Source organism: Thalassoglobus sp. JC818 (assembly GCF_040717535.1).
Taxonomy (GTDB): domain Bacteria; phylum Planctomycetota; class Planctomycetia; order Planctomycetales; family Planctomycetaceae; genus Thalassoglobus.
Genome location: NZ_JBFEFI010000006.1, coordinates 141,031 through 158,405, shown reverse-complemented (window position 1 = coordinate 158,405; position 17,375 = coordinate 141,031). Strand labels below are relative to the sequence as shown.

The 17,375-nt window shown below is 53.2% G+C and carries 6 protein-coding genes; 5 read left to right on the top strand and 1 reads right to left on the bottom strand.

The window, feature by feature from the left end:
- The first annotated feature begins 14 nt into the window (after positions 1–14).
- Positions 15–8,153, top strand: coding sequence for a hypothetical protein (locus AB1L42_RS16655; RefSeq protein ID WP_367058311.1), 8,139 nt, complete (start codon positions 15–17; stop codon positions 8,151–8,153).
- A gap of 204 nt (positions 8,154–8,357) precedes the next feature.
- Positions 8,358–9,251 (top strand): DNA-formamidopyrimidine glycosylase family protein, encoded by an 894-nt coding sequence (locus tag AB1L42_RS16650; protein WP_367058308.1) that lies wholly within the window; start codon positions 8,358–8,360, stop codon positions 9,249–9,251.
- A 107-nt stretch (positions 9,252–9,358) separates the two neighbouring features.
- Here the strand turns inward: AB1L42_RS16650 and AB1L42_RS16645 are convergent, their stop codons facing one another.
- The gene (locus AB1L42_RS16645) at positions 9,359–11,164 is read right to left on the bottom strand and encodes a hypothetical protein (protein ID WP_367058305.1); all 1,806 of its coding nucleotides are present in this window, start codon (positions 11,162–11,164) and stop codon (positions 9,359–9,361) included.
- A gap of 220 nt (positions 11,165–11,384) precedes the next feature.
- Here AB1L42_RS16645 and priA point away from each other — a divergent pair, with 220 nt between their 5' ends.
- From priA to yidC, 3 genes are all read left to right on the top strand, one after another.
- Complete coding sequence (priA, locus tag AB1L42_RS16640; RefSeq protein ID WP_367058302.1) at positions 11,385–13,670, top strand: primosomal protein N'; 2,286 nt, start codon at positions 11,385–11,387, stop codon at positions 13,668–13,670.
- Positions 13,671–13,791: 121 nt separating this feature from the next.
- Positions 13,792–14,535 carry a metallophosphoesterase family protein gene (locus AB1L42_RS16635; protein ID WP_367058299.1) on the top strand — a complete coding sequence of 248 codons (744 nt, stop codon included), beginning with the start codon at positions 13,792–13,794 and terminating at the stop codon, positions 14,533–14,535.
- A 628-nt stretch (positions 14,536–15,163) separates the two neighbouring features.
- The gene (gene yidC, locus AB1L42_RS16630; RefSeq protein WP_367058296.1) at positions 15,164–17,209 is read left to right on the top strand and encodes a membrane protein insertase YidC; all 2,046 of its coding nucleotides are present in this window, start codon (positions 15,164–15,166) and stop codon (positions 17,207–17,209) included.
- The last annotated feature ends 166 nt before the right edge of the window (positions 17,210–17,375 follow it).

Genomic DNA, 17,375 nt, shown 5'->3' with positions numbered 1-17,375 from the left:
ACAGAGGTGTTGTTATGAGTTTCCAGTTTTTCCACAAAGCAAGTCGCTCGGTGATTCAATCCCTGAAGTTGAGCGTCAATCATCTCGCCTTGTTGATGCTGGGCGTGTTGGTCGCGTCGTCTCTCTCGCAGAGTCTCTACGCGCAGCCTGATTCGAAGACTAACTTCACCGGGCAGCAGCTCAATGAAATCAAGAGGATCTATGTTCCTCAGGAAGAGCTCTCCTCGATTCTCCGTCATGACAAACAGGGTGTCGTGATGAGTGAAGACGAGTTCGATGAACTCGTGAATTCTGCAAGACAAGACAACCGATTGGACGAAACTTCTCCGCAGGGACACGTCGTTTCAAACGCTGTTTACTCGGTCCAGATCGACGAACATCGCCTCGTGGGCGAAATTGTCATCGCGCTCCGAACCTTTGAGCGAACGTGGATGGAATCACGACTGAATATTACTGGTTGGAATATCGAACAAGCCACGCTCGATGATGGACCTGCGACGATTGCCCGCGATGGAGACCATCAGAATACGCTTCGCGTCTTCATTGATCAGCCCGGTGAACACATTCTTAAGCTCAGCGTTTCAAGTCCGCTTCAATCAGCGGGTAGTGATCAGGCGGTGAAAGTCAGTCTGATCGAAGCCAGCTCAGGTGTCTTCGAACTTTCGCTGCCAGCTGGAAAGCGACTGGAACTTGATCAGACCTCCATCGATCGACCAAGCCCATTGGAAGAGCAAACGACTTATTCGATTCCGATCGGAGGGCAGCAGGAATTGAGTTTGACGATCACGGATCGTCAGAAAGAGACCCGAGGGGAAGTCTTGACGTTCGCAAACACAGCGATGGCCATTCGCCTCTTTCCGAGCGAACTCAGTTGGTCAGCACAAACAGAGTTGCAAGTCTTCGGGCAAGAGATTGAGAAGTTGGTCTGCAGTGTTCCCAACACGCTGGAAATTACGGGAGTCGATTCGAACGGGCTGGAGTCGTGGGAACTCTCCGACGATCCCGATGACGCATCGCAAACTCGTATCACGCTGAACTACCGACAGGGAATCAGTTCCCGCAGAACTCTAAACTTTCGCGGCATTCAATCGTTTCAGCCATCTCAGCCGTGGACCGCCCCGACTCTAAAGATTTCCGGACTGACTTCACATTCCGGGTCTGTGACGGTCGACTATCCATCCAGCTTGCGCCTTCAGGTACTCCGAGCATCTGGAGTTCGAGCAGCGGAAGCGGATACTCCACAAGCTCCGCCAGTGAATGGAGAAATTTCGCGAGTCGAATATCTCGTCTGGGACGAAAACTTCTCGCTGCAGTTTCTCACGAACTTAAAGCAGCAGGAAGTTCATGCTGCGATGACCAATGTCTTGGACGTTGGAACGTCGGAGTTAAAGCTTTACACCAGCGTCAGCCTCGAAACCAAAGTCGTCCCGCTGTTTGATGTTCGATTGCTCATTCCATCCGACTGGGAAGTCGAAATGGTTCAAGTCGATGGGAATGTTTCCGATTGGAACCTCGTTTCCAATCAGGCGGGGATCAATGAAATCAGAATTCCGTTGGCGAAGCCACTCGCTCCGGGTGAGACACAGAACGTTGTGATGCAGTCTCGACGAGTACCGGACGGTTGGCCGCTTCGCACAAGCTTGCAGCGAATCTCCATTCCAGAGATTCGACTTCCGCAGGCAGCGATGGTGGAAGCACTCTACGGGATGACAGCCAGCGACGAACTGACGTTGACTCCTCAAGATGTCACCGGACTCGATCCCGCCGGTCAGAGCGATCTCCAGGTCCTTAACGAAAAAGTGGCGGTCCTCAATAAAAGCGTCAAGCTGGGATTCACTTATCAGGACACAACCTTTCAGGGCGAACTCGAAATTCAGCGCAAACCAGCGAACGTGACGGTCGAGACGCTCACGTTCTTTCGCGTCGACGATGAGCAAGTCTTCACGCGACTGGAAGCGGTTTTATTGCTCTCTGGAGGGGGTGTTCAAGAGTTGACCATCCAGGTTTCGGAGTCCGCCGGAGAGACGCTGCGATTTGCTTTGTCGCCCGACATCCGAGTCCAACAACAGCAGCAAGCTGTCTTTCCCAATGCGGGGCGACTGGTGGAGCAAATTCCCGGAGATGTGGCGGATGGATTTCGGACGTGGACATTGCGTTTTGATCGGTTCCTCAAAGGCCAGTACCGATTGACAACGGATGTCCTCCTCCCTCGCGATTCGGAGGCAACACAATTTCAGCCCGCACAAATTCTGTTCCCGGATCTCTCGATCGTCAGCGGGCACATTGCGGTCGAAGGCGGACTCGAAGAATTCGTTCGAGTTGAAGCGGTCGATCAGGCTGGGCAACCGCTCGTTGTTGTTGACCCGGTCGATTTCCCATCTGCTGTCTATCGACCCCTCGAGCGAGTCATTGCCGGGTTTCAGTATGTCCATCCCGGTTGGGAAGTGACCGTCACTCAGGATGAATTCGATCGCAGTGCAGTGCCGACCGTTGTGGGACACAACGCACAACTTGAAAGCGTGATCAGCAAAGCCGGCCAGTTTCAGCATCAGGCAACATGGACCTTCACAGCTGTTGGAGCACAATCGCTCGTCGTGGTTCCGCAGGCTGGGGCACAATTATGGTCGATGCTGATCGATGGAGTTCCCATTGAAGTACGCCGTTCCAACCACGGCGTCGAGGTCCCGGTCTCAAACCTCGATCCACTGAAAAAACATGAGCTGCGAGTCTTGTATTCAACGCAATCGCAATCTTTGGCTACGATCGGCGAGTTGTCGGCGGTTGCACCAACGATCGCGGTTCTCGACGGAAGTGGCGAGCTGCAGCCTGTTGAGATTCTCAAGCAGGACTGGGTGCTGCATCTGCCTCATGAAACAATGTTGATCGGGAATGACGGGGACTTTCTTCCCAATCAGAACATCGCTCATTCAGGATTGTTTCAAGAGTTTCGTTCGCTCCTCCGACTGCCTCGCTTTACCGATGCAGTGTCGAAGGGGATTTTGCTGTTCGTGACCGGTCTGATTCTGCTGTTCATTGGCTTCTGGCGAGCTCGTTGGTATCGATCATCTTTGAAGACGGAACCGTCAGAGTTCTCGATCTGGCGGACACTCTTTTTGCTCGCGATCCTAGCTTGTCTGATCGCTCCAGTTTTGTACTTCAGTGTGCTGTCAGCTCCTGCTCGCAAAGCTGTCGTGTCCAGTTCGTACTTTACCACATCCGATGCAGAATTCGCTGAACCAGCTGCTGCAGATGCGATCGTTGAATTCAAGGTCGATGAGGGGCAAGTAGAGTGGGAAGAACGACAATCCACGATCGGCGATGATCTCATTCTTCGCGAACAGTTGCTGGGACTCAGCGACATGGACATGGATGGCGCTCAGCAAATGTTCGATGGTGCTGGCGGATATGGTGGCGACGGGTACGGACAGAACGATTTCACTCAGCCGCAAGGAATTCCCGCGATTGCACAGCCGTCAGATCAACCGATCGCGGGGACTGTCATTCAGCAACCCAATCAAAGTCTTGCGATACAGAATATGCCGGAGGAAGAACCACCATCTCAACCGAGTTCTGGAGAAGCCGAAGTGACAGAACGTTCCAGTGCTCGCGCTCAACGTGGGCGATTCTCCACTGGTGGCCTGTTGTCGATGAAATTTCAACTCGAAGTGCCTGAGGATGTCCGCACTGAGCGATTTACCTACCAGGGCAATGGAACAGCGGCCAGCGACGTCGACCTGCGAGTCAGGTTCGCCAATCGAACGACCGGGCGCGTTCTGGTTTGGTCGGTAGCTTTGGGAATTGCACTCCTCGGCTGGTGGCTTCGCCGCACACACGCAGCGACTCGTGCGTTTTGGATTTTTCTGACAATCGTGGTCCCAGTCGCGCTGATTGAAGTTGTTCCGATGCTGTGGGAGCTTCTTTTAGAAGGCGTCGTCTGGGGTGGATTGCTATCGATGGCTGGTTGGGGACTTCGAGGCATCGTGCAGTGGTTTCGGACGTTGAGAATCCCACTGACGAAGCAGGCTGCCGGTTTGTTGATCGGTGCAGTTGTTCTCTGCGGAAGCAATACATCCTTCGCTCAAGAAGAACCAAATGTAACGAGTCAGAATTCCGGTCCGGCGGTTATCATTCCGTATTCAGACATCGACGATGTACGGAAAGCAGACCGTGTTTTTGTCAGCCATGCTCTGTACAAACAGCTGTGGGAATCAGCTAGCGCTCCGGATGCAGCAGCCGAAAATGGTCCGATCGCTTCGACGGTTTCGGAAGCGACTTACTTCGCAACTCTGGATGATTCCGGTTCTGATCCGAAGATCTCGATTCAGGCACGCTGGGTGGTTTCCGTACTCACTGATCAACCGGTTCTCGTCAGACTGCCGATTCAGGGAGTCGCAATTTCTTCGATCAGTATCGATGGCGAAGCGGCTCCTGTGCTGGCTGGCCCGGATCAGTCAACGGAAGTCAGACTCTCGGGCCGAGGCGTTCACATTGTCGATGGAAAACTCATTTCCCCAGCTGCAGTCAACGGACTTGTCGGGCAATTTCAGTTGAAACTGTCTCCCGTCGGAGCAGCGAATCTGATTTTCGAACTTCCCGAAGCTGATGGCGAGACTCGCGTTCAAGTCGATGGTCAACAACGGTCCTATCGACGTACGACCGACGACGGAAAAACGCGAATTGAGATCGCATGTGATCGCGGTGGCAATCGCTCGATTACCTGGTTCCCTGAGTCTCAAATCGATGGACAGGATCGAACAGTGCAGGTCGAGACCGCCATCGCAGCCAGTTTCCGCGACGTCGGTTTTGATGTGAGTCACAGCTTTCAGATTCGAGTCCGACAGGGAACTCTCAACGAAATTTCGTTCTCACTCCCGGAGGGCGTCGCTGTCCGCGATGTCGGGGGGGATGACCTTGGTGGTTGGGAATTGATTGACGCAACTGCTGATGAACAAGCTCAACTTCGGGTCTTCTTCCGACGAGGCATCACAGCCGAAACGAATCTCTTCGTCGACCTCTTCAAGAAAGAAGAAGTCGATGAGTCAGGTACTGTCGTCTCCCTGCCAACTTTGGCACCGCTGGGAGTGCTGCGTGAAACCGTTCAACTGGCGGTCTTCGTTCCGGATCACTTAAAGGTGCGAGTTGACTCCGTTCAGGGTCTTTTGCAGACGGACGTGTCTCGATACTCCCCGGTTGTGGCACCTCGTGAGACATCAGGCAAGTTGCAGCTAGCTTATCGAACTTCTGTGCGACCGTTTGAGCTAACGCTAAATCTCCGTCGTCAAGAAGCTGATTCGAAGACAACGATCGAACACGGAGTCCATATCGCTCGACGACGAACGCTGGTCGCGACGCGAATTGTTTGGACGCTGACAGGAGCTCCGCAGCGTCGTCTCGATATCGAAGTCCCGGATGATTACCTCCCCATGAGCGTCATCTGTGCGGAGAGTTCGGACTGGTACGTGCATCAGTCTGATGGACGAAGAATCCTCACCATCGAATTCCCTCAGCCGCGCGTGGGAACTGTCGAAGCGGGAATCGAAGGACACCTGCCGAAGAGTCCTGATCAAACTCGGCTTGAGGTTCTGCTGCCTCGACCTGCAGGAATCAACAGCCAATCGGCAACCCTTGGGATTTGGCTGGATGAAGGATATCAGGCGTCCATTGCTCAACCCGGCGGTTGGAAGTCGATTCGTCCCGGAGAACTTTCAGGAAGCTATCGAAATCTCGATCCTGATCCCGTGCAATTTGCGTTTTCGACGATGGTCACTGATCCAGAAAACGTCATTCTTCAGATTCGGGCTGCGACCGCGAAATTGACCGGCGACTCTGTCACTTTGATCGCAGTCGGAGAAGCAACGATCGACTACGGAATGACGCTGCGATGGAACATCTCTCAAGCTGCCACGGACGAGTTCGTCTTCACAACTCCGTCGTGGTTGCAAAACGTAGAAATGAATGGGCCGACGATTCGGCAGATTACGAGCGAAGAACTGGAAGATGGTCAGACCCGCTGGACCGTCTCGCTCATTGATCCCGTCATCGATCAGTACATGTTGACGATCGTCGCGACGAATCCACATCCGGAGGATCTCATCGTCCGTACGCCTCGCATCGTGTTTGAATCACCTCAACAGGGCGGAGACTTCGACCGACTCACCGTTCAGCAGCAGTTCGCGTTTCTTGTCAATCTCTCACACGATCAACTCGTTGCTGAGGATCTGGATCAGTTCGAACTTGTGCCTGCCGGGCGTCTTCCGTTCCGAATTCACGACAACCTGTTGAAGCAGGCTGTTGAGATCACACAGGTGCGTGATGAGAAAATCCCGACCTGGAAGATTGAGCGGATGGATGGAACCGGGGCTGCGAAAGCAGTCGTCTTAGGTGCGCACCTTGAAACAGTCTTGGAACTCGATCGAAGCTGGAGAATGCAGGCGAACTACGCGGTGCGCAATCGCGGACGCCAGTTCCTTGCTTTGGAGATTCCTGAAGGAGCGAGAATCCTCTCGGTGTTCGTTCGAAACAAGCCTTCACGGACAGTCACAACAGACCTTGATGGACGCACAATTCATCTCATCGCACTGCCGCAAACGAGCGCCGTCGATCTTTCGTTTGATGTGCGAGTTCTATTGGCGGGAAGACTTTCGGGCTCAAAATCTGATGACTTTGACGTCATGGGAGAGTCACTAGCGCTGCCCACTCCGCAAGTCCTTTCGCAGAAGGAATCCGAAGAATTCGGGATGCCGGTCACTCAGACGCTATGGACGGTTCATTTGCCGGATGAATTGCGAGCGCGAGTCATGTCGGCAGTGAAAGATACAAACCTGACGCCTCATGCTGAAGATGCCTGGCTCGCTGCTGAAAAGCAAACACTCGACCGGCTTCAGGCTGACATCTCAGAGATGTCGCGAATTGTTTCCGATCAACAGGTGAGTCGCTCGCGCCGAATCCAGGCCCAAAACAATTTGAAAACCCTGAGCCTGACGCTTGAGCAAGCGAACCAGAATTATCAGGCGAATACATCGAACGGCATCGATCAAAGCGAGTCGCTCGAAGAGCTCATTCGTGACAATCAATTTCTGCAAAAGGAAGTCGAGAAAGCGTCTCAAGGAGAACTCGGCGTCACTCAATTGGACGCCGGTTTCGAGAACAATCGAGCCTTCATTATCACTAACAATGGAGAGTTGCTGGCGAACAACTCCGCGAATGGAATTGTTTTCTCAGACGAGAGCAAAACTCAAAACTTCAACTTCCTGATCGTTGAGGACCAACAACTCGGTCAAATGAAGTCTGAGGAAGATTCAAAAGAGTCTGCATCACGGTCGAAGCTCAAATCGAAGTTGTCATCACAACAACTGATCGTTTCAGATTCCGTGAGGATGTCGGGAGAAGGGCAACCCCCTTCGATCACCTTCTCAGGGAAAGATCCTGGTGGACCACGCGGAGGAGCTGGCGGAGGTGGCTTCGGCGGAGGAGCGTTCGACATTCCGGAAGTGACCGACAACTTTCAAATACAGAATGAATTCCAGCAAGGACGACGCTACCAGGACGGATTGGGGCGTGGGGGAAGGTTCGACTCAACTGACCAAAGCTTGGGCTACGCTGACACAAACTCAGCCTACGGAGCGGATGGTCTCTCCGACTTCTTTCAGCAACAGTCAATAGATTCTCTACAGATCAATCCGAATGCGATTTCTGATTTCGGAACGATCGCCGAAGGGGCTCAGTTGCAGTTTGGAGATACGAGCGGATTGGCAACTGCCGTAACGACCCAACCATGGAGTTCCGTGGGAGGACTCAGTGTCGAGATGGGACTGCCCAAGCACGGTCAAACGCTCTCCTTCTCGAAGCCGGGCGGAAGTCCGGTTCTCACACTTCGCCTGCAGCCCGCCGAATCGAACCGATTCCTGTGGGGAGTCGCCTGGTGCTTCGCGGTACTGATTTTTGGAATGTGGTTTTTCAAGAAGCTTCGCGACGCCATCGCTGCCGAACGGACAATTCAGTTCCTAAGTTGCTTTGTGATGGCTCTCGGGGCGTTGGCGCTTGTTTTTCTCCCGGGTGATTTCGAAGCCCTCGGTTTTATTGCTTTCGTCATTGCGGGGATTGTGAAGATCGCAACCTGGAAACCGGTTTCGGCTCCGTCGCAGGCAGCTTAGAACACTTAGAAATTTGGTTTGCACTGACTCGCTCGAGCGAACTCAGGTGTTTAATGAGTGAAACCGCGGAAGCGCATGCGTATGAAAGAGCAGCTTGCTCTAAAATGATGAGTGAGGGGATCGACGCGGTTGAAAGTTTGTCGCAGAGGTTGTTGAATTTGATATCGTCAGCCCATCAGCTTCTTTCCCAACAACCAATCGCCCATGCCGGAACTACCCGACATATCGATTTATCTCGAATCCCTCGAAAGTCGAATTGTCGGAGCGACTTTAGTCCGGTCGCAAATCGTCAGTCCGTTCTTGCTGCGGACCTTCGATCCGCCTGTTGATACGGTCATCGAGCACCGTGTGACTGAGTTGCGAAGGCTCGGCAAACGAGTCGCAATCGGTTTCGACAATGAAATCTGGTACGTCTTTCACTTGATGATCGCGGGACGTTTTCAGTGGAAGGCCACCGACGACCAGTTTTCGAAGCGTTATGGATTGGCTCAGTTTGAATTCACGACCGGCACGTTGATCCTTACAGAAGCTGGAACGAAGAAACGTGCGTCGCTGCATGTCGTGAGGTCTTCAGAGTTGGAAGAACTCGATCCCGGCGGCATCGATGTGCTGACAGCCACGCTCAAGGAGTTTCAGCAGTCACTTCAACTGACGAACCGAACACTCAAGCGGCAGTTGACCAGCCCGATGCTCTTCAGCGGAATCGGAAATGCTTACTCCGACGAAATCCTGCATCGCGCGCAGCTTTCTCCGATTCAACACACTCAGAAACTCAGCTCGGAAGAAGTCGAACGTCTGTATTCAGCGACTCAAGAGGTGATGACTGGATGGACTTCGCTGCTGCGAAAGAAGGCGAAAGGTGGGTTCCCGAAGAAGGTCACAGCGTTTCATCGCGAAATGGCAGTCCATGGAAAATTTGGTGAGCCATGCCCGGTGTGCGGTTCACCCGTTCAGCGGATCGTCTATGCCGACAACGAGACGAACTATTGCGCGACTTGTCAGACAAAAGGCAAGGTTCTCGCGGACCGTTCGTTGTCTCGGCTATTGAAATCAGACTGGCCTCGCCGCATCGAAGATTGGGAAGAAGGTTCTGCCTGATGCTTTGGAACACTCTCAAATTTGGTTCACGCTGACTCGCATGAGCAAACTCAGCTTTCGAATGAATGAGACCGTGCAAGCGAGTGCACAGGAAAAAGCAACGTGTGCTAGTCGACGATTTCGAATGGGATGTCTGAACTCGCCTGTTTGCCAGTCGATTCATCCACGATGGTGATCTTCAGCGAGTACTTGCCAGCAGAGAGATGCTCCGGGAAGTCAATTCGATAGGAGTGATAGTAGTCCGAGCGTTGAGTCCGCGACAGATCTTCAGTCGATGGGAAGTCGTTGGCATCAACACGGTTCCCGGTCGTTGTGTCATAGATCTCAAGGAGTGACCGAATACGTGTTGAGTACTCTCCGTCGGCGGTCATTTTGCTAGTGAAGTTCTTGATCTCAGAGTAAATCAGAACTCGCTGGCCAGCTCGGAATCGATCACTCAGGTACGTTTCGTAGTTTCCGAATCCGTCAATTCGCTGGCAGAACAGAACGTTTTTCAAACGCAAACGAGCGGTCACTTCGAGGTGACTGGTTGCCAGTCGAAGTTGACTGATCGCTTGAGACGTCCGTTCAGCGACGTCGGGGTTTTCCTGATCAATGTAGGACGACAGGCCCCAGAAGAGAGCCGTCCAGAATTCCTGTTCAGAAGCGGTCAGACCGGGAATCGGCTGTTGTGAGAGTTCAGGTTGTCCGTTAATCAGCATCAGCAATCGCAGTGCGACGTGATGACGCAATTCGTTCGGAGACAGGGATTCAGTTCCGCCCGTGACGATCGATTCTGCGCTCATTAACGAGATCAGACGTTGCAGCTCATCTTCCCACAGCTTCGCTCCCGGAGCGATGTGCATTTTCTCATCACTCGACACAGCATGCGGTGGTCGTGACAGCTCTTCCGACGGAGTGACGACGACAACGTTCGACGGTGCCGGTTCACTCTCTTCTCGATTGAGGAAGGAACCGCCGAGAATCTTGGGAAGTCCCAACGGCTGTTTGGCGTTAGGCTCGGACGATTTCGAATTGCTGCTGTCATCTTTTCCACGCAGTCGGATTGGACTGTCCCATTCGGTCAGCGAGCGGAGTCGACCGGGAAGATCTCGTATCGCTTCCGGGACCGCGGTTGAGCTTTCAGCCTCCTCAGCTTCGGGGGCTTGCAGAAGAGGAGGCACTTTGGAAGTTTCTTGAGTCAGCTGAGGTGGCGTGTCGGCACTCGCAAGCGTGTCCTGGGCGGCGTTTCTGGATGAGCGATCGAACAGATGCCCGGTCTGCACGATTTCTTCTCCTTCCGACTCCGCGACGTTTTCTTGTCCATTCTGAAGCGGTTTGGGCATTTCTTCTTCGAGGATCTTCAACAGCGAAGGTTGGTTCTCCACGATTTCCGGGCCGGAATTCTGTTCGTGAGTTCGATCGCGAAGCTGGTCATCTCCGGGATTCCGGTTTTGCTGCTGAGCACTCAGAACAAATGGAACCATTCGAGAGTCAACCGTTGCGAAGTATTCTCTCCACTCAACTTGTTCCGCTTCGCTGAGATTTCGAAGGGCTGTATTGATGAGCGTTTGTGTCTCAGCGTCATGAACAAAGCGCTGAGAAGAAACCGGAGGGGCCGCTGGGGGATGTTCCCCCGATTGGACCGGTTCAATCTCGATGTGTGAGGCGAGTTGAACCACGGGCTTTGGGGTGTCTGGCGGGACTGAAGCCAGATCGGAAGACGGTTCTTCGGGCAGCTCGTCGGGTGTTGACTCTTCGAAGCCGGCCATGGCTTGTTCGAAGGTCTGCACCTGTCGTTCAGGTGTGTTTGGAGTCGCATTTCGATTCAGGAACGACAAGACAGACCGGTTCTGTGTGCCCGATGTCGATTGGCAGCCAACCGACATCAGCAGGAGTAGAACAAGTTTGAAAATGGCGTCGTGCCGGAGCATGTTTTCGGCATCCTGGCCGATTTGATGTAAGTAAATGGCGCTTTGATGTGGAACTTCTTCTGGACGCTAAGTCATGCGAAAACTTGGAACAAGATCAGTATTGGCTGCGGTTGACGCTCTTTGCTGAAGTGGAAAGAATTGCCAAAAGTTTTCCCGCGAAGTGATCGCAGCGGTTTCTTCTAAAGTCGCTATTTTCTCTATTTGGTCGTATTGGCGCGCTGTGTCTGAAGCTCGACAACCAGGATTGTTTGACGATCAGCCGGACCTGTCCCCATGGGAGATTGAAGCAGCCAACGATCAATTGATCGCAGAAGTTGTTTTCAACCGCCCACTGGACACGGTCTATCGATACATCGTTCCGGACGACCTCCGAGAACTCATTCAGCCTGGCCAGCGAGTCCGAGTTCCGTTCGGGAGAGGAAATTCGTCGACGCTGGGATATTGCGTGAGAACCAGTGTCGGCGGGACGCCAGGCAAGAAGCTGAAATCTCTCGCCGAGATCTGCGATCGAGAACCGTTGTTGTCGCCGTCGATGCTCGACCTGACCGAATGGATTGCTGGACGCTATCTGAGCGGTTGGGGGCAAGTTTTAGAGTCTGTGATTCCGGCCGGGGTGAAACGTCAGGCAGGGACACGCGAGATCGTTTTCTATCGAGTGGCTGACTCGTTGCCGGACCTCAAAACGTTGAAATTGCCTTCCAAGCAACAGACTGTTTTGAACCTGCTGCTGCAATCTGACGAGCCGATGAGGGTCGATGAACTCTCTGCTGCCGCCGGGTGCGGGGTTTCTCCGATTGACTCTCTCAAAAAGAAAAACCTGATTGTTCCAGAACGACGACGAGTTTCGACTCACAGCATCGATGGGATCGAAGCGAAACGTCAGGAGGATTTGAAACTCAACTCGGAACAGTCAGCTGCCCTTCAGGAAATTCTGAAGGTGTTGCGAGATTCACGCCACGAAACATTCCTTCTCCACGGTGTCACCGGAAGCGGTAAGACTGAGGTCTACATTCAAGCGATTCGAGAGGTGATCAGCTATGGCCGGCAGGCGATTGTGCTGGTTCCGGAAATCAGTTTGACTCCCCAAACGATCCGCAGGTTTCGCGCGAGATTTGATTCCGTCGCCGTCCTGCATAGCCACTTGAGCGACTCTGACCGACACTGGCATTGGCAACAAATTGCCAGTGGAGATGTACAAGTTGTCGTCGGCGCGAGAAGCGCGGTCTTCGCTCCCGTTCCTCATTTGGGACTGATCGTCATCGACGAGGAACACGAAACGACTTTCAAGCAACAGTCGGTGCCGAGGTATCACGCACGAGAAGTGGCCCGGGAACGAGCGCGACGAGAAAATATCCCCCTCATTCTCGGGACTGCAACTCCTACTCTCGAAACGCTCAAGCGGACCATGGAGGGGAATGATCGACGCATCGTGTTGAAGGAGCGAGTCGAACAACGGCCTCTGCCTCCGGTCAGTATTGTTGATATTCGAAACGATCCCTTCATCCAGCGTCGACACTCTCTCGGTCGAGCCATGACGAACGCGATTCAGGTCGCACTGAAAGCCGGCGGGCAGGGCATTCTGTTCCTCAACTTGCGCGGCTACTCTCCCGTCCTTTGGTGCGGCAAGTGCAAGGGGGTGACGTGTCCGGACTGTGATGTCAGTCTGACATGGCACAAAGACCGCAGCAGATTGGTTTGTCACAGCTGCGACTTCGAAATGGAGTCCCCGGAGCGTTGTCCGACATGCAATCAGCCGGGGTTGAGGTTGATCGGGACAGGGACTCAGCGACTGGAAGCTGAAGTCATCAGCAAGTTCCCTGATGCTCGAATCGCACGTATGGACAGCGACTCCATGCGGAAGCCCGGCAGTCACGACGAAGTTCTCGAGCGGTTTCGCGAGCACGACATCGATCTATTGCTGGGCACGCAGATGATCGCGAAGGGGCTGGATTTTCCGAACGTCACTCTGGTGGGAGTGATCGATGCCGACACTCTCCTGTATCAGCCGGATCTTCGGGCTGGCGAGCGGACGTTTCATCTCATCTCTCAAGTCGCGGGACGAACCGGTCGGGGTGACAAACAGGGACGCGTCCTTGTGCAGACATTGAATCCGGATGAGCCAATTATTCAGTTTGCAGCACGTCATGACTTCGATGGTTTTGCCAAGTACGAACTGCAACAACGAAAGGTCATGCAGGCTCCTCCATTTCAATCAATGGCCCGAGTCATTCTGCGTGCGCTGGATGAGAGGATTGTGCAGGCGGAATCACAACGCATCTGCCAATTACTGCGAGAGCGAATTCAGGCGGGCAATCGTCCGATTCGTGTTCTGGGTCCGGCTCCAGCGCCGATTCTCCGTCTCAGGAAGTATTTTCGTTATCATTTTCAACTCACAAGTCCCGATCAACAACAGATCGAAGAAGTTTGGAGAGAGTTTGTGCCGACTATGAAATTAGCGGCCGAGGTTGACATGGTGATTGACATGGATCCCGTGGACTTGCGATAAGTCATGAGTCTCCCCGCAACGTGGGCACACGGAGGTTGACCGTCGATCATCCCCTCACTTAAACTTCTGTTTGCCTTTCTTAACGTATTTTTTGACTCAAATGACGAAGTGAGATATCCGGTTGCGAGCCATAATCAGTGACATTCATGGCAACCTCGAAGCTCTTGAAGCGGTTTTGAGCGAGATCAAGTCGAAAGGCATTACAGAGATTTACTGCCTGGGCGACATCATTGGGTATGGGCCAAACCCGCGTGAATGTATCGATCTGGTGATGGAAAACTGTCAGGTGACCATTCTGGGGAACCATGACCAGGCTGCCTTGTTCGATCCGGATGGATTTAATGCCGGAGCAGAGCGAGCCATTTTCTGGACCCGTACCATGCTGGAGCAGGGCGATCCCAACGGAAATGAGCGTCGCTGGGAATTTCTTGGGGAACTTCCGCGGATGAAGCGAGAAGAACCGTTTCTCTTCGTCCACGGTTCAGCACGCAATCCATTGAACGAGTACGTCTTCCCTGAAGATGTCTACAACCAGCGGAAGATGGAAAGAATCTTCGGGCTGGTGGACAATTTCTGTTTTCAGGGCCACACGCACATTCCAGGTGTCTTCACAGAAGACTACAACTTCTATTCACCTGATGAAATTGGGCATCAGTATCAGCTCGAAACGACCAAAGTGCTCGTAAATGTCGGGTCAGTCGGACAGCCGCGCGATGGCAATCCGAAAGCGAGTTACGTTGTCATTGAAGATCGCACGGTCCACTTCTGCCGCACCGGATACGACTTCGAGAAAACAATTGCCAAGATCTACCCAATTCCCGATCTTGACAACTTTCTCGGCGACCGGCTTCGAGATGGACGATAATTCGCTTCGTCTCAGTTCTTCGGTCTGACTCGAAAATTTCCGAGACTTTCCCCTGCAGAGTGCGATTCCTGAGAATTGCCGGGTCCGCTGCTGGTCATTGGCGGCAAGTTTCTCATAATGTCAGCACTTTCGGAGCGTCGGGCATTCTCGTCTCCCTGGCCTTTGCTGCCTTCATGCAGGTCTGCCGAGGATTACGACAAGCTCACAAGAAACTCCGGAGCAATGCAGATTATTCAATGTGATCGAGAGCATCTTTATCTCTGGTTTGCAGCGATTCACACGAGAAAACGAGCATTCATCGACAGAAACGAGTTCAGGCGAGCGTCGAGAAACCATGAAAATGGTCTAAGAGTGGGGCATTTCCAGCGAATGTCTAGACAGGCATTCTGTCTCGCCCGATCCCGCTTCAGATTGTTCCGATGGATGTTCTGAAACCGTATTTCACTGAGTGAGTGTTTTCGAATTCACTCAAAAGATCGGTTTGGGAATCCTCCCTCAGAACTTGTTTTGTGCCGAACTTGCGGGTTCAGGACGGAGCAAGTCAAATCTGCGGTGTGAATTCTGGCTCGCAGAACAGGCAGTTGTTGACTTTTGAAAGGAACGGTCATTCGGACCGTCATTGCGTCTCATGGACCAGCGTCGCTACATGTTCTTCGTCATACTGACGATGATCTTCTTCCTTGTCTGGTCGAAGGTCGCGCCTCAGTTGTTTCCGGGGATGTTTCCCCCTCCCCAGCAACAGGTCGAAGAGCAGGCTGAGCCTGACGCAGACGTCAACGAAGAGTTGGCGAACTCAGATGCCGAGCCATCCGACGATGACAAGCAACCTGCCGCTGACGAACCAGCCCCGGAAGATGATCCAGCGAAACAGGATCTCACAGAGTTTCCAAACAAGCTGGTGACACTGGGTGACGAGGGGTTTGATGCTGGCTATCTCATTCAGGCTCAAATCAACTCGCGAGGCGGTGCGGTCGACTGGGTGATTCTGACAGACCCTCGATACACAACGCTCAATCGCAAAGAACAGCTGAAAGTCATCGGCAATCCAATCTCAGGTGGCAGCGACGAACGAGTTCCTAATTCGTTCGAGATGTCAGTGGCTCAAATCGACAGCCAGCTTGCCGAATTCAACACTTCGCTGAACGAAGTTGAGTGGGAAGTTGTCGAACAGTCGCCCGATTCCGTCACGCTCCGCTATCCAGCTCCCGATGGGTCGCTGGAAGTCGTGAAATCATATCGGATTTCCAAAGCTGAACTGGAGCTACGGGACGAATCACCGAACGGCTACATGCTGAACATGGACGTGGTCCTTCGGAATCTGAAAGACAAGTCTCTAGAGACTGCGTATTCGTTGCAGGGACCAGTCGGCGTCCCGCTTGAGAACGTCGACAACACGCGATCTTTCCGCGAAATCGACATCGCGACGATCGATGATCCCTCCGATCCAACGGACTTCACCTCGATCCATCTGCAGGCTCAAGAGATTGTCAAGCAGTTTGACCGAGCCAGAGACGGGGGGAAACCTGTCACAGCCTGGCGAGCACCGATTCACTATGCTGGCCTCGACGTCCAATTTTTCGCAGCATTGGTCTTCCCGGAACGCGGAGACGAAGAGACGGTCGTCCAGTGGTTTGATTCGGTCGAACCGCAATTGCTCGTCGAAGCGGAGAAGCCCGAGCGAAGCGATTTTTCTTTCATGATGAATTCGCGGAAGCAGGCAGTCCCGGCGGGAGGCGAAGTCAAACACACGTTCGACGTCTTTTTCGGACCGAAACGGACTCAACTCTTGCGTCCGCTCGGTGCTGAGGAGGTCGTTCGTCTCGGCTGGTTCTCGGCGATTGCCAAACTCATGCTTGGCGTGCTCGGATTCTTCCACAACTGGGTCGGCCTTCCGTATGCGTTTGCGATCATCCTGCTGACCGTTCTGGTGCGTGGACTGATGTTCCCGATCTCCAAGAAGCAGGCCATCGAATCGGAAAAGATGAAGGTCCTCGCGCCGAAGCTGAAAGAGCTTCAGGACAAGTACAAAGATAAACCCGAAGAGTTTGCGAAGGCTTATCGAGCGTTTCAGAAGAAGCACGACTATCATCCGCTGTACGGCTGTCTGCCAGCGCTTCTGCAGCTTCCAATTTTCTGGGGGTTGTATACATCGCTTTATCAGGCGGTCGATCTGCGTCTCGCACGTTTTTTGTGGATCGACAATCTGGCTGCTCCAGATGCCTTGTTCCAACTTGGGTTCACGGTCCCATGGCTCGGCTATACTGAGTTCAACCTGTTGCCGATTCTGACTGTCATCCTGTTCATTGTTCAGCAGAAAATGTTCACGCCGCCTCCAACTTCTGAGGAGCAGGCGATGACATATAAGATGATGAACTTCATGATGATCGCGATCGGCTTCGCCTTCTATCGCGTTCCAGCTGGTCTCTGCTTGTACTTCATCTCATCCAGTTTGTGGGGGATCTGCGAACGTCTCCTTTTGAAGAATCAAAAGGGGCCTGACATCGACACCGAAGCGTTGAGCGGTCCTGTGAAACCAGAGGTCGTCGACCAGCCGGATCGAGAACCGGGGTTCTTTGAGAAGTTGCGAATCGCAGCCGACGAAGCACAGGGAAATGCCCAGCGTAACGCAAGCGGACGGAAGTATTCCAAGAAGAACAAGAATCGGAAGCGTTAGAGCTCAGAGCTCTTTAGAGAGCGTTTTCAACTCTTGGGAATTGCAGCGAGGCTGTCCGATACCCGCGAGGACTTCTTTGTCACGAGCAGGAAAAGGCCGCAAGAATATTCTTGCGGCCTTTTTTATTGCTTTGCTTCATCTGCTCAGTGCAGCTTCTGCATCATCG

What these genes read in the sequence shown, in the direction of transcription:
- AB1L42_RS16645 (WP_367058305.1), bottom strand. Translation starts at nt 11,164, where the DNA reads ATGCTCCGGCACGACGCCATTTTCAAACTTGTTCTACTCCTGCTGATG.
- AB1L42_RS16655 (WP_367058311.1), top strand. Translation starts at nt 15, where the DNA reads ATGAGTTTCCAGTTTTTCCACAAAGCAAGTCGCTCGGTGATTCAATCC.
- yidC (WP_367058296.1), top strand. Translation starts at nt 15,164, where the DNA reads ATGGACCAGCGTCGCTACATGTTCTTCGTCATACTGACGATGATCTTC.
- AB1L42_RS16650 (WP_367058308.1), top strand. Translation starts at nt 8,358, where the DNA reads ATGCCGGAACTACCCGACATATCGATTTATCTCGAATCCCTCGAAAGT.